General features: G+C 42.7%; 19 protein-coding genes. 17 read left to right on the top strand and 2 right to left on the bottom strand.

Features of this window, described 5'->3' with window-relative positions:
• Positions 1–6 precede the first annotated feature (6 nt).
• The 17 genes from DB520_RS09935 (at position 7) to pepF (ending at position 19,533) form a co-directional block, all read left to right on the top strand.
• Positions 7–672: a heme exporter protein CcmB gene (locus tag DB520_RS09935; RefSeq protein ID WP_114749570.1), complete on the top strand. Its 666-nt coding sequence runs from the start codon at positions 7–9 to the stop codon at positions 670–672.
• Between the two features lie 134 nt (positions 673–806).
• The gene (ccsA, locus tag DB520_RS09930) at positions 807–1,481 is read left to right on the top strand and encodes a cytochrome c biogenesis protein CcsA (protein ID WP_114749569.1); all 675 of its coding nucleotides are present in this window, start codon (positions 807–809) and stop codon (positions 1,479–1,481) included.
• 1 nt (position 1,482) lies between these two features.
• Positions 1,483–1,731: a CcmD family protein gene (locus DB520_RS09925; protein ID WP_114749568.1), complete on the top strand. Its 249-nt coding sequence runs from the start codon at positions 1,483–1,485 to the stop codon at positions 1,729–1,731.
• Between the two features lies 1 nt (position 1,732).
• A complete protein-coding gene (locus tag DB520_RS09920) occupies positions 1,733–2,149 on the top strand; it encodes a cytochrome c maturation protein CcmE domain-containing protein (RefSeq protein ID WP_114749567.1) in 417 nt (138 codons plus the stop codon).
• A 160-nt stretch (positions 2,150–2,309) separates the two neighbouring features.
• Entirely contained in the window at positions 2,310–4,838 is a 2,529-nt protein-coding gene (gene ccsA / locus DB520_RS09915) for a cytochrome c biogenesis protein CcsA (protein WP_114749566.1), read from the top strand.
• 59 nt (positions 4,839–4,897) lie between these two features.
• Entirely contained in the window at positions 4,898–5,674 is a 777-nt protein-coding gene (locus DB520_RS09910; RefSeq protein WP_114749565.1) for a Rossmann-like and DUF2520 domain-containing protein, read from the top strand.
• 101 nt (positions 5,675–5,775) lie between these two features.
• Positions 5,776–6,648, top strand: coding sequence for a geranylgeranylglycerol-phosphate geranylgeranyltransferase (locus DB520_RS09905; RefSeq protein ID WP_114749564.1), 873 nt, complete (start codon positions 5,776–5,778; stop codon positions 6,646–6,648).
• Positions 6,649–7,004: 356 nt separating this feature from the next.
• A complete protein-coding gene (purN, locus tag DB520_RS09900) occupies positions 7,005–7,565 on the top strand; it encodes a phosphoribosylglycinamide formyltransferase (protein WP_114749870.1) in 561 nt (186 codons plus the stop codon).
• A gap of 58 nt (positions 7,566–7,623) precedes the next feature.
• On the top strand, positions 7,624–9,150 hold the full coding sequence (purH, locus tag DB520_RS09895; protein WP_114749563.1) for a bifunctional phosphoribosylaminoimidazolecarboxamide formyltransferase/IMP cyclohydrolase: 1,527 nt from the start codon (positions 7,624–7,626) through the stop codon (positions 9,148–9,150).
• A 226-nt stretch (positions 9,151–9,376) separates the two neighbouring features.
• The gene (locus DB520_RS09890; protein WP_114749562.1) at positions 9,377–10,405 is read left to right on the top strand and encodes a rod shape-determining protein; all 1,029 of its coding nucleotides are present in this window, start codon (positions 9,377–9,379) and stop codon (positions 10,403–10,405) included.
• A 7-nt stretch (positions 10,406–10,412) separates the two neighbouring features.
• A complete protein-coding gene (gene mreC / locus DB520_RS09885; protein ID WP_114749561.1) occupies positions 10,413–11,252 on the top strand; it encodes a rod shape-determining protein MreC in 840 nt (279 codons plus the stop codon).
• Complete coding sequence (locus DB520_RS09880; RefSeq protein ID WP_114749560.1) at positions 11,239–11,760, top strand: rod shape-determining protein MreD; 522 nt, start codon at positions 11,239–11,241, stop codon at positions 11,758–11,760. The genes mreC and DB520_RS09880 overlap by 14 nt, the downstream gene beginning before the upstream one ends.
• A complete protein-coding gene (gene mrdA, locus DB520_RS09875; RefSeq protein WP_114749559.1) occupies positions 11,760–13,562 on the top strand; it encodes a penicillin-binding protein 2 in 1,803 nt (600 codons plus the stop codon). Before DB520_RS09880 ends, mrdA begins: the two co-directional genes overlap by 1 nt.
• A gap of 9 nt (positions 13,563–13,571) precedes the next feature.
• On the top strand, positions 13,572–14,846 hold the full coding sequence (gene rodA / locus DB520_RS09870) for a rod shape-determining protein RodA (protein WP_114749558.1): 1,275 nt from the start codon (positions 13,572–13,574) through the stop codon (positions 14,844–14,846).
• Between the two features lie 116 nt (positions 14,847–14,962).
• Positions 14,963–15,388: a copper resistance protein NlpE gene (locus tag DB520_RS09865; protein WP_114749557.1), complete on the top strand. Its 426-nt coding sequence runs from the start codon at positions 14,963–14,965 to the stop codon at positions 15,386–15,388.
• A 482-nt stretch (positions 15,389–15,870) separates the two neighbouring features.
• The gene (locus tag DB520_RS09860) at positions 15,871–17,097 is read left to right on the top strand and encodes a carboxypeptidase-like regulatory domain-containing protein (RefSeq protein ID WP_114749556.1); all 1,227 of its coding nucleotides are present in this window, start codon (positions 15,871–15,873) and stop codon (positions 17,095–17,097) included.
• 573 nt (positions 17,098–17,670) lie between these two features.
• Positions 17,671–19,533, top strand: coding sequence for an oligoendopeptidase F (gene pepF, locus DB520_RS09855; protein ID WP_157972003.1), 1,863 nt, complete (start codon positions 17,671–17,673; stop codon positions 19,531–19,533).
• Positions 19,534–19,600: 67 nt separating this feature from the next.
• Here the strand turns inward: pepF and clpB are convergent, their stop codons facing one another.
• Together clpB and DB520_RS09845 are read right to left on the bottom strand one after the other, a co-directional pair.
• Positions 19,601–22,216 carry an ATP-dependent chaperone ClpB gene (gene clpB / locus DB520_RS09850; RefSeq protein ID WP_114749554.1) on the bottom strand — a complete coding sequence of 872 codons (2,616 nt, stop codon included), beginning with the start codon at positions 22,214–22,216 and terminating at the stop codon, positions 19,601–19,603.
• A gap of 629 nt (positions 22,217–22,845) precedes the next feature.
• Positions 22,846–23,652 (bottom strand): M48 family metallopeptidase, encoded by an 807-nt coding sequence (locus tag DB520_RS09845; RefSeq protein ID WP_114749553.1) that lies wholly within the window; start codon positions 23,650–23,652, stop codon positions 22,846–22,848.
• Positions 23,653–23,656: the final 4 nt, after the last annotated feature.

The raw sequence follows: 23,656 nt of genomic DNA, 5'->3' as shown, positions 1-23,656 counted from the left end.
GAACCCATGTGGAAGGAAGTGCTACTACTGATTCGTAAGGAAGCCCTATTGGAGTGGAGGCAAAAATATGCACTTAACGGTATACTGCTTTATGTAGTCAGTGCGGTCTTCATCACCTACCTAAGTTTTGGGATGGGACAAGGCAGTTTAGCCGTCACTACTTGGAATGCCCTTTTTTGGATCATACTTCTGTTTTCTGCAATTAATGCAGTGGCCAAAAGTTTCATTCAGGAGCATCAGGGAAGGCTTCTCTACTATTATATGATAGCTTCCCCGGAGGCCATCATTTTATCGAAGGTGGTGTACAACACTTTTCTCACCTTGTTTCTTTCTTTGCTGGGCTTTTTGGTTTTCGGTATCATTATGGGTAACCCTGTGCAGGATATTTGGCTTTTTTTGCTAAACCTCTTGTTGGGAGCAATTGGTTTTTCAGCCTGTCTTACCATGGTCTCTTCTATTGCCAGTAAGGCAGGGAATAATGGAACCCTTATGGCCATCCTAAGCTTCCCTATCTTGATTCCCATACTATTAATGGCCATAAGAATATCAAAAAACAGCATTGACGGACTTGACTTGAGTGTCAGTTTGGACAAATTGATTACCTTGTTGGCCATAGACGCTATTGTAGTTGCCGTTGGCTTTATACTTTTTCCTTACCTCTGGAAAAGTTAATGGAACGAGGTTCCTACTCGAAAAGTTGCAGGCTATTACACTCCTCCTTAATGGGCCTGAAATAAAAGCGATAAATGCGAAGAAATCGTGATTTATGCCGTACTTTTGCATGCTGATTACCAATTCCTACAATTATGAGAGCTTATTGGTGGAAAATCCTGGCCATACTCCTTTTGGCCTATACCTTGGTGGCTGGTCTATTGATGGATGTGCCAAGGCTTCCTATACTTAACGAAACAATCCGAGCCCTTTACTTCCACGTCACTATGTGGTTTGGGATGATCATTCTACTGATTATAGCCGTGATATATGCGGTCAAATTTCTTAAATCAGGGGACCTTAAGCAGGATGATATTTCTGTGGAATGTACAAATGGCGCTATCCTCTTTGGGGTGTTGGGAATTGTGACGGGTTCATTATGGGCCAGGTTTACTTGGGGGGGATTCTGGACAAATGACCCAAAACTTAATGGGGCTGCAATAGGGCTCCTTATGTATTTCGCTTATCTGGTTCTTAGAAATTCCATACCGGATATTTACCAGCGTGCCAGGATCAGTGCAGTTTACAGCATTTTTGCTTTTGCGGTTTTTATTCCTTTAATATTTATACTTCCCAGGCTTACAGACAGCCTGCATCCGGGTAGCGGGGGAAACCCCGGTTTCAATGCCTATGATTTGGATAGTAATTTAAGGAAGGTGTTTTACCCTGCAATTCTTGGATGGGCTCTTTTAGGCGCATGGATAGCCTCGCTTAGGGTCAGGTACAGGAGGTTAGCCAGGCAATTTGAAGAAAAATTGATCAATCAATAATATGGAAAAATGGATTTTGGGTTTTTTGCTAATGCTCAGCCTGAGTTTGAAAGCACAGGATCAAACTGGAATTACGAGCGAGGATTACCAGAACACACAAGTGGAAATGGCCGATAAAATGAGGTCGGAAGGAAAAATCTATGTATTAGTTGGAATAATTGGAATTGTTTTGGGTGGAATTCTGGTTTATGTGGTATATACCGACAGGAAGATTACAGCGTTAGAAGAACAGTTCAAAGACCAAGAGTAGAATGAAAAAAGGACATATAATTGGTTTGGGCATCATTGCCGTTGCCATTACCATCATCATTACCTCCATTGGGGATGCCAGTACCTATGAGAATTTCTCCTCTGCCAAAGCAATGGCAGTGAGTGGGAACGAAAAGGCTATACATGTGGTGGGTGAATTAAAAAAGGACCACCACGGAAACGTAGTAGGTTTAAAGGTAAATGAGGATAAAACTTCTTTTACCTTTATTATGGTGGATAATGATGGTTATGAGCAAGAAGTATATTATAACGAACCGGTGCCGGCAGATTTTGTGAGATCAGAACAAGTGGTGGTGATTGGTTCCTACAAGGATGAGGACACTTTTGTAGCGGATAAGATATTGATGAAATGTCCCTCAAAATATCAGGAAACAGATATAAAGGCATCTAACTCTTGATATTTCATATGTTTATAATTGTCTTTTCAGCGGTCATGACTTGCCCCGCACCTCAGGTCGGGGTGAAATCTCGCAACACCCCGATAGCTATCGGGGGGATGTCCTGGTGTGTGACGTGCTTGTCATGCTCGATTTCATCTACGGATAAACCTCATAAACAATGATTAATACCTTCGTGGGTAATTTAGGTCACTTAATGGCCATAGTGGCATTTGTCACAGCTATAATTACCGCAATTTCCTATTACTTCTACATCAAAGCCCCCCTTTCGGAAAAAGCCTCCTGGAGGAACTTCAGCAGGACGGTGTTTTATATCCATGCCGTTGCCTGTGTGGCGGTGGCAGTGTCCTTGTTTGAGATCATATATAACCACCGGTTTGAATATTTTTATGCTTTCTCGCATTCTTCCAAAGCCCTGCCCGTTCACTACATGATTTCCAGCTTCTGGGAGGGGCAAGAAGGGGCGTTTATTCTTTGGTTTTTCTGGAATGTGGTCCTTGGCTTGGTGCTTATTCATACCAATAAGTTCTGGGAAGGACCGGTGATGGTGGTGTTTTCTCTGGTGCAGGCCTTTTTGGTCTCCATGATTTTGGGAGTGGTGATTGGGGATCTGAAAATAGGAAGCTCACCTTTTATGCTGTTGAGGGATGTTTCTGAAGCCCCCATTTTCCAAATCAACCCCGATTTTGTGCCAGAGGATGGTACCGGCTTAAACCCCTTGCTCCAAAACATCTGGATGGTCATCCATCCACCCACATTGTTCCTGGGCTATGCTTCCACTTTGGTGCCCTTTGCCTTTTTGATGGGGGGATTGGCCATGAAGAAATATGCAGAGTGGGTTAGACCTGCCCTTCCTTGGGCGATCTTCTCCGCTATGGTACTTGGGATGGGAATCATAATGGGTGCTTATTGGGCCTATGTCACACTGAACTTTGGTGGTTATTGGAACTGGGATCCTGTGGAAAACGCCGTTTATGTGCCTTGGTTGGTCATGGTGGCCTCCATTCATACCATGATAACCTATAAAAAAAGTAGTACTGCCCTTAAGACTTCCATCGTTTTGGTCATCAGCTCTTTTGTTTTGGTACTTTATGCTACCTTCTTGGTGAGAAGTGGGGTATTGGGGGATTCTTCCGTGCACTCTTTTACTGATTTGGGACTTTCTGGGCAATTATTGATTTATATGCTGTTTTTTCTGGTGGTGGCTGTGGTGCTTGCTGTCAAAGAATGGAAACACATCCCCTCTTCTGAAAAGGAGGCTTCTGTCTATTCTCGGGAGTTTTGGATTTTTATCGGTGCTACCACACTTGGATTGATGGCTTTTCAGGTGATCATACCCACATCCATACCTGTATACAATGCTATTGTCGAAAGCTTTGGTGGTATTTCCAATATGGCCCCTCCAGCCGATCAGGTCGGGTTTTATACCAAGTTTCAATTGTGGTTTGCTGTAGCTTTGGCATTGTTGACCGGCATAGGTCAATTTTTTTGGTGGAATAAAATGGATAAAAAAGACCTAAAAAACTCCCTGGTGACTCCCTATGTGATTTCCTTGGTCGTGGCAGCTGCGATTATCACCTTGGGTAAGGTTTACGATATCAACTACATGGTGGTGGTGTTGGCAGGTGCATTTACCGTTATAGCCAATGCCACTATTCTGATAAAACTACTGAAAAAGAGAACCTTCAAACTTACAGGCGGTTCCTTAGCCCATATCGGCCTTGGAATGATTCTCATAGGCGTGATGTTTTCCTCTGGCTACTCCGATACCATATCGATCAACATGTCTGGTATGACCTACAAGAAAGACTGGGAAGACGATCTCAATAAGGAAAATGTGCTTCTCTGGATTAACAAACCTCTCCAAATGAAGGACTATGAGGTGATTTACCGAGGAAGGCATAAGAAAGTGGCCGGGGTTCCAGACTATGTAAAAGCAGACAAACTTGAACCCACAGATGGCCTGAACAAAGCCATCGCCTTAAAGGATATTGAGGCGCGGGGTAAAATTTTCTATAGCAGGGGTGATACTGTAAACATTGTCTTGGAGGAAAACAGCTACTTTAAAGTGGAGTATTACCAGGAAGATGAGTTGAAATTCACCTTGTATCCCATGTCCCAGCCAAACCCTTCCATGGGACTTATTTCCTCTCCCGATTCCAAGAGGTATCTTACAAGGGATCTCTATACTCACGTATCGGCCATCAACGACTACGAAGATCCCGAATGGAAGGAAGATCAGTTTGAAAATGCAGGTCCCGGGGACCAGTTTTTTATCAATGATTTTGTTACCTATTTCGAAGGTGCAGAAGTGGTCAATGAATTGGAGGATGTGGAGCTTCAAGAAGGCGATATTGCCGTCAGGGCCAATTTAACCATTATGGACTATGATGTGGAGAAGAAGCTTTCCCCTATATTCTTGATCAGAGGCAACCAGGTAGGAAAGATACCTTCTGTGGACAATGATTTGGGCATCAAGGTGGAAATAGAAAATATTTTACCCGAGGAAAACAAATTCGTTTTTAAGTACAACACGTATCAAAAGGATTATGTGGTCATGAAAGCCTCCGTAAAACCTATGATTAATGTGCTTTGGGTGGGGACCATCATTATGCTTATTGGGTTCACGGTGGCTATCTATAGAAGGTATGATGAGTTTCAGAAAATGAGAAATAAAGGCTTGGAATAAATCTAGGAGATATAGGTATTGACAGGAACTTTGGTCATAAGATCGCATTTTAGGTGAATATGGAATTTAAAATTGCCATTATAGGAACTGGAAATGTGGCTTGGCATTTAGGAGAGGCCTTTGAAAATGCAGGTCATACCATTACAGAGGTATATGGAAGAACGCTTGCCAAGGCCAAAAGCATATCCGAAAGGCTATATGCTACAGTCCCTCTCGAAGAGCTGGATTTTTCTGAAAGTGAGGCCCAGATCTTTGTAATGGCGGTATCGGATGAAGCCATACCGGACTTGGCGGATGCCGTAATCCTCCCGGAAAAAGCCATCCTGGTACATACCAGCGGTTCCGTACCATTGGATGTGCTTTCCTATAGTTCCGCCCAATATACCGGTATATTTTACCCCCTGCAAAGCTTTAGCAAACACAGAAAAATGGATATTTCTGATGTGCCGTTTCTTCTAGAATCGGAAGACAGGGAGGTTATGCAGCGGCTAAAGAAACTCGCAAAAACGCTTTCTCCTTTTTGCCATGAAGTGAACTCCAGGGATAGATTGGCGATCCATGTGGCAGCCGTTTTTGCCAGCAATTTCACCAACCATATGGTTCGTATTGCTGAGGAAGTGATGCATAGGCAGGGTTTGGATTTGGAGATGCTAAAGCCCCTGCTTATAGAACAGGTGAGTAAGTGCCTGGAAATGGGTGCGAGGCAGGCACAGACTGGGCCGGCTTCTCGGGGAGACATTAGCACCTTGGAATCCCATCATCAGTTCCTGTCCTATAATGAGGGGTTTGCAGAAATTTATAGGGTGGTTTCTCAAGATATAATGGATTCCTTTTAGTTGTATTTGGCTGATTTTCAATTTTGTAAATCCTTTTTAGTGAGAATTAATTTTAGTAGGATACCTAATGTGAATTGGTCGCTTTGTATTAACTTTAGGGTATGCATAAGGTGAAACCTTCCCCCATTTTTACTGTAAAGGGATTCTTAAAAATCATTCGGCCAAACAACCTGTTGATGGTTGCCTTTGCGCAGTGGATGACTGCTATTTTCCTGATAGGGGAGACCAGGATGGGTTTGCCGGTTTGGCAGGACCCAAAACTCTATCTATTGATCATTTCCACAGTGATACTTACTGCCTCTGGCTATATGATCAATGATTACTACGATGTGAAAATTGATTATGTAAACCGCCCAAAGAAGGTGGTGATAGGCAGGGAAATGAAACGGAGGATGGTGATGATTCTGCATACCATCATGAACTTTGTGGGGATTGCCATAGGAGTTTTGGTGCATCCTAGGATCGGTGCGATCACCTTTGTGGCGGCTTTTCTGTTGTGGTTATACAGCAACTCCCTTAAAAGGCTTCCCTTTATCGGTAATCTCACCGTTGCATCCCTTACCGGCCTGTCCATTTGGATTGTGGGGATTTACTATCAAACCTCCGAGCTTTTGGTGCTTACTTATGCCATTTTTGCCTTTTTCATTAACTTGATCAGGGAAATTATAAAGGATATAGAAGACCGGCAGGGGGACAGGAAACACGGCTGCAAAACCTTGCCTATAGTAATAGGTTTCAGGAACACCAAAAAGGTGATTTTTTTGATAGCCATATGTTTTGTTTGTGCGATTTTAGTGGTGACCTTTAAGATCAATGATTCCCTTTTGTTTTACTATTTCGGGGCATTGGGTTTCTTTTTTCTGTTTTTTATGTATAAAATATACATTGCTGACCGCAAGGCCCATTTTACCCGCCTAAGTGCTTTGTCCAAGGTGTTGATGCTTACTGGGGTAGTTAGTATGGTTTTTTTGTAGAAAAAACAGTCTGCTTCTGTGCTTCTCGGAATTTTCAAAATTATGTGTTTATATTTTTCTTTTCAGCGGAAGTAACCTGCCCAGTATCACAGGTAGGGGTAGCCTGCCCTGAAGCTAAGGTGAGTCTTGCAAACCCACCGATTTCATTGCCACGAAGTGGCCTGATTTTTTGCGAAAAGCCCCACCTTTATAAATTGGCGATCTTCTTTTTCTTTCCGGTCTCAGGGAATTAAAACCCTTCCAAGTTGACATTCGGCATCACAAATCCCAAACAGCCGCTGTTCTTATCGCGTCTCCTTATGGTTTACTGAATTATCATGGTTATTTTTACCACACAAAAAAAACCAAAAACAGCGTTGAAAAGAATAGCCATACTCGCCTCAGGTAGCGGTACCAATGCCGAAAAGATCATCCAGTATTTTAATTCCTCAAAAATAGCCTCGGTAGTTACCGTGGGCACCAACAAAGAAGACGCAGGCGTAATAGAAAGAGCAAAGCGACTGGGGGTCCCCCATTTTACTTTTAATAAAAAGGAGCTAGAAAACGGTTCCGTAAAGGCCTTGCTTATGATCAATCGGGTTGATTTGATCGTGTTGGCCGGGTTTCTGTTGAAGATCCCGGATAATTTGGTTCAAGGATTTCCTAGAGGAATTGTAAACATTCATCCGGCATTACTTCCAAAATTTGGGGGAAAGGGCATGTATGGCATTAATGTGCATAAGGCCGTAAAAGAGTCCGGAGAGAAGCAATCAGGCATTACTATACATTGGGTGAACGAGCATTATGATGATGGAGAGCATATCTTTCAGGATAGGGTGGATTTATCGCCCGGGGATACTCCTGAGCAAATTGCAGCCAAGGTTCAGGAACTGGAACACAAACACTATCCAAAAGTGATCGAAAACCTGCTTAAATAAGTCGTTTTTTATACCTTTGCGCTTTACATCAAAAACGTCACTTCAAGATTTCTCTAAAATGGCTATAAAAAAAATACAATCGGCACTTATTTCCGTTTTTTATAAAGACAATCTAGAGCCTATCATTTCCCTATTGCAGCAGCATGGGGTTACCATCTATTCCACTGGAGGAACCCAACACTTCATTGAGTCTAGAGGTGCCAGTGTGGTCCCCGTAGAAGAGCTTACTGGATACCCCAGCATCTTCGGCGGCAGGGTCAAGACCCTGCACCCAAAGGTGTTTGGTGGGATTCTCCATCGAAGGGATCTTCAAGATGACCTTTCCCAAGCTAAGGAGTACCAAATCCCTGCCATTGATTTGGTAATCGTGGATTTGTATCCTTTTGAGGAAACGGTGGCATCAGGAGGTACTGAGGAGGAGGTGATAGAGAAAATTGATATAGGGGGAATTTCCCTCATTCGTGCCGCTGCTAAAAACTACAAGGATGTGTTGATTGTGGCATCCAAGGATCAGTACCGCGAATTGCAGGAACGGTTGGAACAAAACGAAGGGGGCTCCACCATAGAAGACCGAAGGTATTTTGCAGCACAGGCTTTCCAGGTATCCTCTCATTACGACACAAAGATTTTCCAATATTTTAACGAAAAAGAGGAAATTCCTGCCCTCAAGGTTAGTGAAAACCAATCCAAGGTGTTGCGGTATGGGGAAAACCCCCATCAGCAGGCTGCATTTTACGGGGATATAGAGGCTTTGTTTTCCCAGCTTAACGGGAAAGAACTCTCTTTTAACAACCTAGTGGATGTGGATGCTGCGGTAAACCTAATAGAGGAATTTGAAGGGGAAACTGCCTTTGCCATACTTAAACACACCAATGCCTGTGGCGTAGCCACTGGAGGGACTGTAGAGGAAGCCTACGAAAAGGCCTTTCAGGCTGATACCCTTTCTGCATTTGGAGGTGTGTTGATCACCAACCAGCCGGTGAGCCTTGCAGCTGCCGAGGCCATGCATGGCTTGTTTTTCGAGGTGCTAATCGCCCCAAGCTTCGAGGAAGAAGCGCTTACGCTGCTTAAGGGAAAGAAAAACAGGATTTTGCTTCAGCAAAAAACCAACCTGGAGGGTAAAAAACTGATAAAAACCCTACTCAACGGTTACGTGGAGCAGGACAAGGATTTACGTACAGAAACAGTGGGTGAGTTTAAGGTGGCTACCAAAAAGGCGCCTAGTGATAAAGAAAAACAGGCCTTGATCTTTGCGCTTAAGGTTTGCAAGCATACTAAATCCAACACTATCGTTTTGAGCAACGACAACCAGCTCTTTGCTAGTGGTGTGGGGCAAACCTCAAGGGTGGATGCCTTAAAGCAGGCCATTGAAAAGGCAAAGTCCTTCGGGTTTGACCTAAAAGGAAGTGTGATGGCCTCTGATGCTTTTTTCCCTTTTCCAGATTGTGTGGAGATTGCGGGGAAAGAAGGAATTACCGCAGTGGTACAGCCGGGAGGCTCAATCAAGGACCAGGACAGCATCGACTACTGCGACGCACATGGAATGAGTATGGTGATGACAGGCGTACGGCATTTTAAACATTAATTTTTTGAAAGTCAAAAAAGGCTGCCAAATACACTATTATTTATTAAAAATTCAAAATTTTGGCTTCTTTATGATTTTCAGGAGATTGAATATTGTTTTAAATGGTTGTAGGACTAGAAATTTATTGAAAATTAGGTTGTAAATTCCTTCACCCTTGCTTATATAAGCGGTGAATAATGCTAACTTTAGGCTCGCAAATAGAAATCAATTTAAGATAAAGACCAAGATGGGATTGTTTGACTTTTTCTCCAGTGATATTGCCATTGATCTGGGTACTGCTAATACGCTAATCATTCATAAGGAAAAAATAGTGGTGGACGAACCTTCTATTATCGCCATAGACAAGACCACCAACAGGGTGCTTGCTGTGGGAAAGGAGGCCATGAATATGCATGAAAAGACCCATGAAAACATCAAAACTATCCGGCCACTTAAAGACGGGGTAATTGCCGACTTTTATGCCGCTGAACAGATGATTCGGGGTTTGATAAAAATGATTCCGGGTCATAAGAAAGGGATGTTCCCCCAATCTCACAGAATGGTAATCTGCATACCTTCCGGAATTACCGAGGTGGAAAAAAGAGCTGTTCGAGACTCTGCCGAACACGCAGGGGCAAAGGAGGTATATATGGTGTATGAGCCAATTGCTGCTGCCATAGGTATAGGGATTGACATAGAAAAACCCATGGGATCCATGATCGTGGACATAGGTGGAGGAACTACTGAAATTGCCTTGATTGCTTTGTCAGGGATTGTCGCTGACCAGTCCATACGAGTGGCTGGGGATACCTTTACCAAGGATATCCTGGATTATATGAGAAGACAGCACAATCTTCTGATCGGAGAACGCTCCGCAGAAAAGGTCAAAATTGCTATTGGTTCCGCCCTTACCGAGCTGGATGATGCACCGGAGGATTACGAAATCAGAGGTAGGGACTTGATGACGGGAATTCCCAAGGTGATCAAGGTCTCTTATTCTGAAATTGCTTTTGCTTTGGATAAATCAGTCTCCAAAATCGAAGAAGCCGTATTAAAAGCCCTTGAAATAGCGCCCCCCGAATTGTCTGCGGACATTTATGATAACGGTATTCACCTCACTGGGGGAGGGGCATTGCTAAAGGGACTGGACAGGAGGTTGCACCAAAAGACCAAACTGCCCATCCATATCGCAGAAGATCCACTCAGGGCAGTGGTGAGGGGAACTGGTAAAGCTTTGAAGAACCTGAATGAATATAGGACTGTGCTGATGACTTGATGAATGGATGCAACGTATCTTACTTTTTCTTTATAGCCTTAGGGCTCTTATTCTTTTTATAGTACTAGAGCTGGTAGCCGCGTGGTTTATCTTTTCCTATAACTCTGTACAGGGCGCAGTGTTCTTCAACAGTTCCAACAGGCTTGCTGGTGGGTTACTGGATAAGAAGGAAGCTGTTGTTTCGTATTTTTATCTGGGTGTCGCAAATGAGGCACTGGCAGAGAAAAATGCACAACTGCTTAAAAAGCTGGAGGATTTATCCCCTAGAGATGATTCCGTTACCCTTGAGATAGATACTCTTTTCAGGCACAGTTATGAGTTTTGGTCCGCAAAGGTTATTAACAATTCCATACACCTGAACCAAAACCACATTACCCTTAACAAGGGTTCCAATCATGGCATCAGGGAAGGCATGGGAGTATTTAATGAGCTGGGGGTAGTGGGAAGGGTGAAAGGTGTTTCTCGGAATTTTTCGACAGTGATTTCCGCCTTGCACACAGATCTTTTAATTTCCTCAAAAATAAAGGGTTCCAATGTGTTTGGCTCTACTAACTGGGACGGAAAAAACCCAAAAAGCGCAAAACTGCTTTATGTTCCTAGACACGTCAATGTACAACTTGGGGACTCCGTGGTCACCTCTGGATACAATGCCATCTTTCCGGAAGGAATGGCCGTAGGCTTTGTAAGTGAAGTAAAGCCCGGATCAGAGTCTGCCTATTTAGAAATCAGTCTTGAGCTAAGCACTGACTTCTCCAAGCTGACTTATGTGTATTTGGTAGATAATACCCTTAAGGAAGAGCTAGATTCTCTGCAATTACAATTGGACCAATTTTATGACGGGCAATAACATCATCAAATATAGTTTCGCCTTTTTGGCCTACCTTTTTGTTCAGGTGTTTATCCTGAAGGATGTAGTGTTGTTTGGGTACTCATTTGGCCTGCTCTATGTGTTTTTTCTGCTTACCTTGCCTTTGGAAGTCGGTACGGTTCCCCTACTGCTGTTGGGATTTGGTATGGGTATGGCGGTGGATGTTTTTTATGATAGCCTGGGGATAAATGCCTCAGCCACCGTTTTGCTAGCCTTTGCTAGGAATCCTTGGATTAAAGCAAATACCCCCAGAGGAGGTTACGATGATTATATTCCCCCAACTCTCCACAACATGGGTTTAGGATGGTTTACAATTTATGCCTTACCATTAATATCCGCTCATCACTTTCTGTTCTTTTATATTGACTCTTTGGGTACAGATTTCTATCTTTTAATCGTTAGTAAGGCATTGAGCAGTGTACTTTTTACTTTTGTGTTGGGAGTTGTGGTTCAGTTGTTATTTTACAAGAAGAAAAAGGGGGTCTGATGGAAAGCAATAGGTCTATCGTAGTGGGTATAATCATCCTTTTGGTGGGTATGGTACTACTTACCAAACTTTTTCTTATCCAGGTTACCGATGACACCTATTTAAGAAAGGCCGAGCGCAATGCTATACAGCGGATTGTAGATCATCCGTATAGGGGGTTGGTATATGATAGAAACGATCAATTGATGGTTTATAACAATCCTGTCTTTGATCTTATGGTGATTCCTAAAGAATTCCATTTAAAGGACACTGCACGTTTTTGTAATATTTTTGGAATTCATAAAGAACATTTGATTGAGAGCTTTAATGCTGCCAAGAAGTATTCCTGGGTAAAACCGTCTCCTTTAATCAAGCAGATTAGCAATGAGGAATTTGCCAGGATTCAAGATTACCTTATTGATTACCGAGGACTTTTTGTGCTTACTCGTTCGGTGAGGGCATACCCAAACCCAATAGGTGCCAGTGCGCTTGGATATATAGGCGAGATCAATAGGACGCAGCTGTCAAAAGACGAAACACAGTATTACCGGCAGGGGGATTATGTAGGGCTAAGTGGTTTGGAAGCCTATTATGAGCCTGAATTAAGGGGTAAGAAGGGCGTAAAGTATAAAATGGTAAACGTCAGGGGCATTGATAAGGGCTCCTTCCGGAATGGAGCCCTAGACACTGCTGCTATTCCAGGAAAAAACCTACAGTCTACCTTGGATATGGAGCTGCAGATGTATGGAGAAAAGCTCATGAAAGGTAAGCGAGGATCCGTAGTTGCCATAGAACCTAAGACGGGGGAAATCCTGTCCCTGATTTCCGCTCCCAGTTATGACCCTAACATTCTTACTGGAGCAAGGTTTGGCCGGAATTACCTTACGCTTAATGTAGATGAGAACAAACCCCTCTTCAACCGGCCCATTATGGCCATGTACCCGCCCGGGTCAATTTTTAAGATCGTCCAATCCCTAGTTGGACTTCAAGAAGGGGTGCTTAAGCCTACCACGACATTCTCCTGCAATCGCTCTCTTGTAAATTGCCATAACCACCCCAATCCCGTAAATCTATTTGGGGCGATAAAATACTCCTGCAACCCCTATTATCACCAAGGGTTCAGGGCCATGATAAACCAGGAAGTTTCCTCCAACACCTTTAGGGATACCCAAATAGGGCTGGACAAATGGCATGAGGCAGTGGGAAAATTTGGTTTAGGAAGCAGGTTGGGTATAGATATTCATGGTGAAAAGGGGGGAGCCATTCCTACCAGCCAACTCTATGACAGGATTTATGGAAACGGGAGATGGAAGTATTCCACCATTTACTCCTTATCCATAGGGCAAGGGGAAATGCTGGTTACACCTCTTCAAATGGCTAATCTTGCAGCTGTCTTTGCGAACAAAGGGTTTTATTATGTTCCCCATTTGGTAAAAGCTATAGATGAGGATCCGGAATTGATTCCGAAAAAGTTCAAGGAACGTGTGTACACTGGGATCGATTCGGTCCATTTTGACTTGGTTCAGGACGCTATGCAAGAAGCACTCTCCGGTACAGCGGCAAGAGCCATCATTAAGGATATCGCCATAGCAGGCAAAACCGGAACAGCTCAAAACCCCGCAGGGGAGGACCACTCCGTTTTTATCGCCTTTGCTCCGAAGGAAGACCCACAAATTGCCATCGCCGTTTATGTGGAAAATGCAGGCTGGGGAGGAAGGGCGGCAGCTAGTACCGCCAGCTTAATGATAGAAAAATACTTGAAAGGACAGGTAAGCAGACCTGCGTTGGAAACCTATGTGTTGGAGGGAAAATTCATTTATTAAGCTTAGGAAATGAGGGAGAAGGAAGTCCAAAACAGCAAGATAGACTGGATAACTGTCATTATTTACCTGGCACTGGTCACTATAGGTTGGTTCAATATTTATGCAGCTGTGTATGACGAACAGAATGCAGCCAGTATTTTCGATTTCAGTATTAACTCTGGAAAACAATTGGTATGGATTGCTACCGCACTTGGTTTGATCGTGCTTATTTTGGTAGCTGATTACCGATTTTTCGAGAACCTGAGTTTTATACTTTATGGAATTTTGATCTTTTTTCTTTTGATCACCCCTTTTTTTGGGAAGGAAATTAATGGGCAAAGAGCTTGGTTTGAGTTGGGAGCATTTCGCTTGCAGCCAGCTGAGTTCGCTAAGTTTGCCACTGCCTTGGCCTTGGCCAAATTGATGGACTCACCCCTATTTGACCTTAGTCAATTTAAGTTTCAGTGGAAAGCATTGGGCATTATTGCCTTGCCTGTAGCTCTGATAATGTTACAACCCGACACTGGAACCGCTATGGTTTACAGTGCTTTTTTTATCATGCTTTACAGGGAGGGTCTGCCTCAAAAATACTATGTGATCGGGATTACATTAGTCACGCTTTCTTTATTGGCAATAGGTATAGAAGAGAACTTATACCTTGTTGCCGGCATCTGTGTGATAGCATTGTTTGTAATCTTTTCGGGAAAGTACAGTTGGAAGAAAACCCTGTCCGTATTGGGGCTTTCTGCCATTATGGTTGCCTATGTTTATAGTTTAGATTATGTGGTGGAAAAATTGCCAGATCACCAGCAAAACCGGATAATGGTGTTGTTTGATCCTGATATAGACCCCCTAGGGGTAGGCTGGAACGTAACCCAATCCAAGATAGCCATAGGTTCTGGAGGGCTGATCGGAAAGGGATACTTGGAAGGTACCCAAACCAAGTTTGACTTTGTTCCCGAACAGCATACTGATTTTATATTTTGTACCTTGGGGGAAGAGTTTGGCTGGTTCGGGAGTCTTGTCCTTGTTGCACTATTTTGCACTTTGCTGCTTAGGTTGGTGTTTCTTGCCGAAAGACAAAAAACACGGTTTTCAAGGATCTATGGGTACTGTGTGATTTCCCTGCTTTTTTTCCACTTTGCCATCAATATTTCCATGACAGTGGGGTTGTTTCCCGTGGTTGGCATCCCTCTTCCTTTTTTCAGCTACGGCGGCTCTTCCCTGTGGTCTTTTACTATCTTGCTTTTTATTTTCGTGAAACTAGATTCGCATAGAAACCAGATTTTGGGTAGATTAGGATAGGTTCCTGACTCACTACATGCGGAGGATTATTGGCAAAATGGCACGCAGATTGATACTGTTAAAATGGAATTATTTGTCCATATCTATCTAAAAGCCAACTAAATCAAACCCTAACTATGAAATCGTTTATTTCTGTATTTTCATTTTTGTTTATTTTTATAGCTTCTTTTTCCTGCACTAACCCAGCGACAAAAGACAAGCAGGTTCCAAAAGGCGACACTAGCAAAAATGCCCTGGACTGGGAAGGAGTATATGAAGGAACAGTGCCATGTGCGGACTGCGAAGGTATCGCAACCACGTTAGAAATTGATTACGATAACAATTTCGAATTAAAGACGAAATACCTAGGAAAAAGTGAGGAGGAATTTTCTTATTCGGGAGATTTTACTTGGAATGAGAAAGGCAATATCATCACTTTGAAAGGGGTGGATAACAGGCCTAGCCAATACCTAGTGGGAGAAAATCAACTTTTTCAACTGGATATGGAGGGAGAAAGAATAACCGGGGAATTGGCAGATAAGTATAGACTAATAAAAAAATGATGTACTGCCTTTATGTAAAAACAGTTGAGGGAAATCCCCCTTCCTATGGAAAATCTAAACACCTTAACTATAAAGAATAAAAATTCTTTATCTTTTCTATACATTTTATAGGTTATAATTGTTTTTTAGCGGTCACACCTGACTCCCATGCCTTCGGCAGGTAAACCGTCAGGCAGATAGCCTGCCCCGTCCCGTATTCTATCGGGGGGATCCCCCCGTATGACGATCTCGTCATGCCTGACTGCCGTCCAGGCAGGCTCGATTTCACTGCATTTTTCAAAGGGTTGGTTGTCTTCACCGGTTATGTATGCCCTACCTTTCTTCCTTTAAAAACTCCATAGTGAAACTAGGCTTGTAAATGGTTTTCTTTAAAGGAGAGTTTTTATTTTTTTTAAGATGAGTTTAGTTGTAATTCCTTCTGCTTTGAGCTAGATAGCACTATTTTTAGGTATTTAATTACTTAACAATTAAATTTGTTTAATATGTTAGGAAGAAAATGCTTGGTGCCAGGTTTATTGGGGCTTCTCTTTTTTATTTTAGGTTTTTCAGCACTTAACCCTTTATTGGCTCAAAGGATTAGCCTGAAAGGTAGGATTGTGGATGGTGAAACACACCTTCCATTACCGTATGTTACGGTATTTGTAAACAATACCTCTGAGGGGACCGTAGCAAATGAGGATGGTGAGTTTGAACTTAAAATGGCAGAAGGTCACCATGAACTTGTTCTTTCTTTAGTAGGGTATGAAAACCTAATTTATTCGGCGAATTTCACCGCTGATTCGCCCCGAATTTTATTTCAGATGGCTCCAAAGCTGATTGATCTGAATGAGTTAGAAGTACATGGGGAAAGAAGCAAGGAATGGTATGAAAACTTAAAAATTTTTGAATTCTATTTTTTGGGGAATAGCAAAAATGCCCTAAGCTGCAAGATTATCAATCCAGAGGTTTTGGTGATAGACTTTGACCAATCACTATTGAAAGTGCACAGTACAGACTTTTTAATTATAGAAAATCATAGGCTTGGGTACCGTATAAACTACTTATTGACCTCCTTTGAGTTGGACAACAGCAAAAAGATATTCCATTTCCTTGGCTACCCCAGTTATACCGAAATGGAAGGTGGTAAATGGAAACAACGCAGGTGGAAAAAGAACAGATCCAAAACCTACTTGGGTTCATGGCTGCATTTTAAACGCAACCTTTTGGAGGGTACTATACATGAGGCAGGCTTCGAAGTCAGAAAAATGAAGACAGTACCAAATCCAGACCGACCTGAGGAAAGGATAATTCTCGATGCAAAGGAACAACTTAAAAATATTGGAGATGTAACTTTCAGTAGCTTTAGGGATTCTCTTGCTGCAATTGTTAAAAAGGAGTCTCTCCCCAAAATAATAAATGAAGTAGATCCCAACCAGTTGGAAGAAAGGGATTTTAGCAACACCATTAATGGTGAGCTTACATTGGAATTTGAAGACTATTTGGAAATTACCTATACCCTGGCTAAGGCTAGCAGGGAATATATCAATTCAATGGTGCCTGGAAAAGTAAATAAATCAACTGATCAGGTTTCTATTTTGAAGCAAACAGCACCAGTATCCATCTATTCTACAGGTTTGGAGTCCAATCCACTTTTCCTTTATTTTGAGGGATATTGGGGTTGGCAGAAATTGGGAGATTTTTTACCTACTGATTATGAATTTTCCGATTAACAATATTGTATGAGGATTAGCGAATTTTGAGTCCAATGGAAGACCTTTTCGCACAATAATTTGGGTATTAAAAAGGAGGTTATCGTTGGATTCGGCCCCAGCTGGTTTTTCCCCTTGGGCTAGGGCATTTCGCTATTTGAAGACTTTCTATCCCAACTTAATTAAAATTATAGGATGGGGATAGCGCTTAAGTCTGGAAGAGGTTAGGTTGGTACTTTCTCGTTCCAGGTTCTGATCGCTTATGCCTTACCATCATTTAAAAGAGAAATGAGCTCATGGCCTTTCCTGCCTTTTTCAAGTAAGTCTACATCCTTAGGAAACTCCCTTAATGCGAACTGAAAAATTTTCGTTTGCCCTCACCAACTTTTAGGCGTATATGGTATATTTGACCATCCTAATTGTAACTAACTGACTATAACAAATATGAAATTGAGTATTCACGACTACACCCAAAGGGGTGCCCCCCCGATAGCTAACGGGCCGTGGGGAGATTCTCCCGAAACGAGTTCCCCAATACAGGTCCGGGAAAGGGGGGTGCAGGCTAAGCGGCGTATAAAAAACAATTATAATCATATGAAAAAACTTCTGGTTTTAATTTTTTTAGTAACCTGCACATTTTTTTTGGCTGCCCAAGCCCAGGACAGGGATGAGATAGAGGAAAAATATAAATGGGATTTGACCCACATCTTTCCCAGTGATGAGGCCTGGACTGAAGCAAAAGACCAGATCAAAGAGAGAAGTGCCCAAGTAGAACGATTTAAAGGAAAACTTACCAGTTCGGCAGAGGATTTGGCAGATGCCTTGGAATTTATGGCTGATACAAGGAAAGAGTTCAGCAGGCTAGGAGCATATGCCAGCATGAAATCTGATCAGGATACGAGGGTTTCGAAATACACGGCCATGAAATTGGAATTGCAGCAGATAGGATCTTCTTTTAGTTCCACTGCTGCGTTTATAGAACCCGAAATCCTGCAAGCAGATCCCAAAACCTTAACCTCCTTTGTGCAAAATGAGCCGAGGCTTGCACCTTTTGACAAATACATTCATGATCTACTTCGCAGAAGAACTCACAAGCGCAGCGAGGAGGTGGAAAGGGTAATTGCTCAGGCCTCCCAAATGGCAGGTACTGCATCCAATGTCCGTTCCATTTTTGCCAATGCGGACTTTCCCTACCCTGAAATGGAAATCGATGGCAAGACCATTAAATTGACTCCGGCGAACTTTAGCAAGCACAGAGCCAGTGAGGATAGGGCATTAAGGGAAAAGGTGTTCGATTCCTTTTTCGGTAAGCTCGATGAATTTCAACGTACGTTTGGCGCAAAACTCTATGGAAACCTGCAAAGTGATATTTTCTACTCCAAAGTAAGGAATTACGAAAGCACCTTGGAAAGCGCCCTTGATGGAAACAATATTCCCAAGGAAGTCTATCACAACTTAATTGCCAACGTTCACCAAAACCTTCCCACCTTTCACAGGTATTTACAACTAAGGAAGAGGATGATGGATCTGGAGGAGCTGCATTATTATGACCTATATGCTCCATTGGTGGGAGAAGTGGATTTGGAGTTTACGGTGGAAGAAGCCAAAGATCACGTGCTTAAGTCCCTAGAGCCATTGGGGATGGATTATGTGGAGGTAGTGGATAGGGCGTTTAATGAGCATTGGATAGACATGTACCCCAACGAAGGTAAAAGGTCCGGAGCCTATTCACAAGGTGGTGTATATGATGTGCATCCCTATATTCTTATGAATTATAATGAAAAATACAATGATGTAAGCACTCTCACTCATGAACTGGGCCATACCATGCATAGCTACCTTTCTAATCAAAATCAGCCTTATTCTAAAGCAGGGTATTCCATTTTTGTGGCTGAGGTGGCAAGTACGGTAAATGAAGCACTATTGAATGATTATTTTTTAAAGAATATGGAAGACAAGGCGGTTCGCTTGGCCATATTAGGGAATTTTCTGGAAACCGCAAAAGGCACCCTCTTTAGACAGACACAGTTTGCGGAGTTTGAATTAAAAATCCATGAAATGGTAGAAAATGGTGAAGTACTCACCGGTGAGGACTTTGATGAATTTTACTTGGGAATAACCAAAAAATATTACGGACACGATGAAGGGATATGTATAGTGGATGAAAATGTCAAGTCAGAATGGGCCTTCATTCCGCATTTTTATTACAACTACTATGTTTACCAGTATGCCACTTCCTTTACTGCTTCGCAAGCTATAGCGGAGAAATTGGCCAGCGAAGAGAAGGCTGTAAAACGGTATAGGGAATTCCTGTCAGCAGGAGGTTCTGAGTACCCGGTAGAGCTGTTGAAAGAGGCAGGGGTGGATATGACTAGTTCAGTGCCCTTTGATCTTACTATAGCAAGGATTAATGCAGTAATGGACGAAATGGAATCCATCTTGGATGCTTGGGAATAACAAATACACCCCTTTTTGGAAATTTATTCCAAAAAGGGGTGTCGTTTATAACTCCTATTGGGCAACCTTATTCTATTTCCACAGCCTCCAAGTTTTTGAAGTAAATCTGTTTGTCAGCATCCAGATCCACCAAAACGGCACTGTCGTTTTTGATGTAGCCGCTAAGGATTTGTTTGGAAAGCTCGTTCAGGATTAGTCGTTGCATGGTTCTTTTCAGCGGTCTCGCCCCAAATTGCGGGTCAAAACCCACCACTGCTAAATGGTCTAGTACCTCCGAAGTCGCATCGATTTCGATTCCTCCCTCATCCAGCCTCTTTTGAATTTCCCTCCACTGAATATCCACGATTTTCCGGATGATCTGCCTGTTTAAGGGCTCAAACATAATAACTTCATCGATACGGTTAAGGAACTCTGGCCGAACGGATTTTTTGAGCAAGTCAAAGACTTCCAATTTGGTATCTTCCATTACTTGATCCTTATTCCACTCTTCCATACCGTCAAACCGCTCTTGGATTAGCAAGGAACCTATATTCGTGGTCATGATAATGATGGTGTTCTTGAAATTGGCCATCCTACCTTTGTTGTCGGTAAGCCTACCGTCGTCCAAAACCTGCAAAAGAATGTTGAATACATCTGGATGAGCTTTTTCAATTTCATCCAATAACACCACCGAGTATGGTTTTCTACGAACCGCCTCAGTCAGCTGACCACCTTCGTCATAACCAACATAGCCAGGAGGTGCTCCCACCAAGCGGCTTACGGCATGCCTTTCCTGATATTCCGACATGTCAATTCTTACCATGGCGTTTTCATCATTAAAGAGATACTCCGCAAGGGCTTTGGCTAATTCGGTTTTTCCCACACCAGTTGTTCCAAGGAAGATGAAAGAGCCTATTGGTCTTTTTGGGTCTTGCAAGCCTGCCCTGCTTCTCCTCACCGCATCGGAAAGTGCACCTATGGCCTCTTTTTGGCCGGCGACTCGTTTTCCAAGTTCGTTTTCTAAGTGAAGTAGCTTTTCTCTTTCACTTTGGATCATCTTGGATACCGGAATGCCAGTCCACTTGGACACCACCGCTGCAATGTCTTCTTGGTCTACTTCTTCCTTCAGAAGGGGTGATCCCTCTTGCATTTTTTTGAGCTGTTCCTGGAAGGATACCAGCTTCTTTTCACTTTCTCCTATCTTCCCATATCGAATTTCAGCTACTTTTCCGAAATCGCCGGCTCTTTCCGCCTGCTCAGCTTCTATCTTGAATTTGTCAATATTTTCCTTTTCCTTTTGGATACCTTGGATCACTGCCTTTTCACTTTCCCATTTGGCCTTTATATCTTGGCGTTTTTCGGAAAGTTCTGCGATCTCTTTGCTTAAAGTGCCTTCTTTGTCCTTGTTTTTTTCTCTTCGAATCGCTTCCCTCTCTATTTCTAGCTGCATGATTCGCCGATTCAATTCATCCAGTTCCTGAGGCAGGGAATCGATTTCCATTCTTAATTTGGCCGCTGCCTCGTCCATAAGATCAATGGCCTTATCGGGAAGGTACCTGTCGGAAATATACCTTTGTGAAAGCTCCACCGCTGCAATCACTGCATCGTCTTTAACTCTGACTCCGTGGTGAAGTTCATATTTATCCTTGATTCCCCTGAGGATACTGATGGCATCTGAAGCATTGGGCTCATCCACGATCACCTGTTGAAACCTTCTTTCAAGGGCCTTGTCTTTCTCTATGTACTTTTGGTATTCCTTGAGTGTAGTGGCACCTATAGCATGTAATTCACCTCTGGCTAATGCAGGCTTGAGCAGGTTTGCGGCGTCCATGGCTCCTTCCCCACCTCCTCCGGCTCCTATCAAGGTATGAATTTCATCGATAAATAAAATTACTTGCCCGTCACTATCGGTTACCTCCTTGATTACAGCCTTGAGGCGCTCCTCAAATTCACCCTTATATTTGGCTCCCGCCACCAACAAACCCATATCCAACGAAATTATGGTTTTGGTTTTTAGGTTTTCGGGCACGTCACCACTCACGATGCGCTGCGCAAGACCTTCTACGATTGCGGTTTTACCTGTTCCAGGTTCTCCCAAAAGTATAGGGTTGTTTTTGGTCCTTCTTGCCAAAATCTGCAAGACCCGGCGTATCTCTTCATCCCGACCAATGACAGGGTCTATTTTACCCTTTTTGGCCAAATCGTTAAGGTTTTTGGAATATCTTTCCAATGACCTGTATTTTGATTCTGCGTTTTGATCCGTCACTTTATTTCCTTTTCTAAGTTCTTTAATCGCTTCTATGAGTGCCTTTTCCTGTATGCCCAGTTCCTTCAAAAGTGTTGAGGCGGGGTCGCTGCCTGCCAGTATCCCCAATAGAAGATGCTCTACTGCCACAAATTCATCCTCAAAGGGTTTTAGGTATTCCTTTGCCTTTTGTAATACTTGGTTAGTGGCATTGGAAAGGTATGGCTGTTGTCCGGAAACTTTTGGAAGTTTTTGAATGAGATCCTCCACTTTTTGTATCAAAAGCTTCGGGTTAACCCCCACCTTGTTCAGCAAAAAGCCGGTGCCATCTGTTTCTTCCACTAATATACCCTTGAGCAAATGCGCAGGCTCAATCAATTGTTGATTTGCTGCGGTACACAGCTCAAGTGCCTTTTGAATGGCTTCCTGTGATTTTATGGTAAATTGCTTGAAATCCATAGGGCTGCTGTTTATGTTCCTTTACTTTTTTTATGCTTTGCAATTTCTTTTCCAAAATTATTTTAAGCCAAAAACCTGTAATAATGTCCGAATTTGAACAGTATATAAGTTATTTTAAGACTTTTTGGCAGGGATTGAGATGATTCATACGAGATAAAACCAAAGGTTTTATCAGGACGGATTTTTTAAGTTCAAAAACTGAAACCTATGAATGACCCATTTAATTATCTTTTCCCCATTATAGCAAAATGCTGAGAATTCCTGTCGGGCAGATGCTGTCCTCCATGTGGAACGATACTTTCAGGACCAATTGCAAAAAAGTGTTTTACCTAACAGAAGTGTGTAGATAGTGCCAAGTTTATCGGCCGAAATAGAATTTCTATCTTAAATTTAAGGTAACTAGGTATATTTCTATGGTATAAATATTTCGGCTTTAAGGGGTTTCGCAAAAAAAGAGGCTGTTTTCACATAGGAGACAGCCTCTTTTTTCCAATTAAATTTCTTACAGAGAAAATCTAATCTCTTGATCCTTTAGCAATGTAGTACTCCATTATTTAAAGAACTGTTAATCGAAAATCGCTTAAAATGACTTAGGAAACAGCCTCCAAATTATGGTTTTTTGCATTTTGTCACCTTTTGTTTTTCTCGTAATACTCCAAGGCTTCTGGCATTTGTTCATTAAGCCTATCTATCCTTCGGTTAGGGCCTGGGTGAGTGGATAGGAACTCTGGCGGACGTGCACCTCCTCCTGCCTGGGCCTCCATCCTTTCCCAAAACTCCGGAGCCTCTTCTGGATTATAGCCTGCGATGGACATAAAGATCAGCCCAAGTTTATCTGCTTCCAGTTCTTGGTCTCTAGAGAATTTAAGCATGCCAACCTGGCCACCGTAGCCCACAGCCTGAAGGAAGATGGTCTGGGTCAAGTTAGGGTTTTGCCCCATGGCAGCCTGTAAGCCTCCTAGCAAACCATTGGCCACCATACCCTGTGACATCCTTTCTCTTGCATGGTTGGCAATAGCGTGTGCCACCTCGTGACCCATTACTACAGCTACGCCTGTCTCATCCTGGCAAATGGGCATAATTCCGGTGTAAAACGCAACCTTTCCACCTGGCATACACCAAGCATTTACTTGGTCGCTTTCTAAGAGGTTAAATTCCCAGGCAAATCCCTCAGTGGCTTCAGAATAATTGTTTTCCTTAAGGTATTGCTCTACCGCAGAGGCTATTCGCTTCCCCACATTTACTACCTTTTGTCCGTCGGCGGTATTGGTTACCACCTTACTTTCACCCATTACCTGGCTGTATTGGTCATAGGAAAGAGGAAGTATTTCTCTATTTCCTATTATACTTAGCTGTCTCCTTCCACTCATTGGAACTTTTGCACAGCTATAAATAATAATTCCTAATAAAAGGAAAACAACTACTTTTCTAAACATGATT

It is taken from the genome of Pleomorphovibrio marinus (assembly GCF_003347495.1).
Taxonomy (GTDB): Bacteria; Bacteroidota; Bacteroidia; order Cytophagales; family Cyclobacteriaceae; genus Pleomorphovibrio; species Pleomorphovibrio marinus.
Note: the sequence above shows the minus strand (reverse complement) of the source record. Positions and strands in the feature narration are given on the sequence as shown.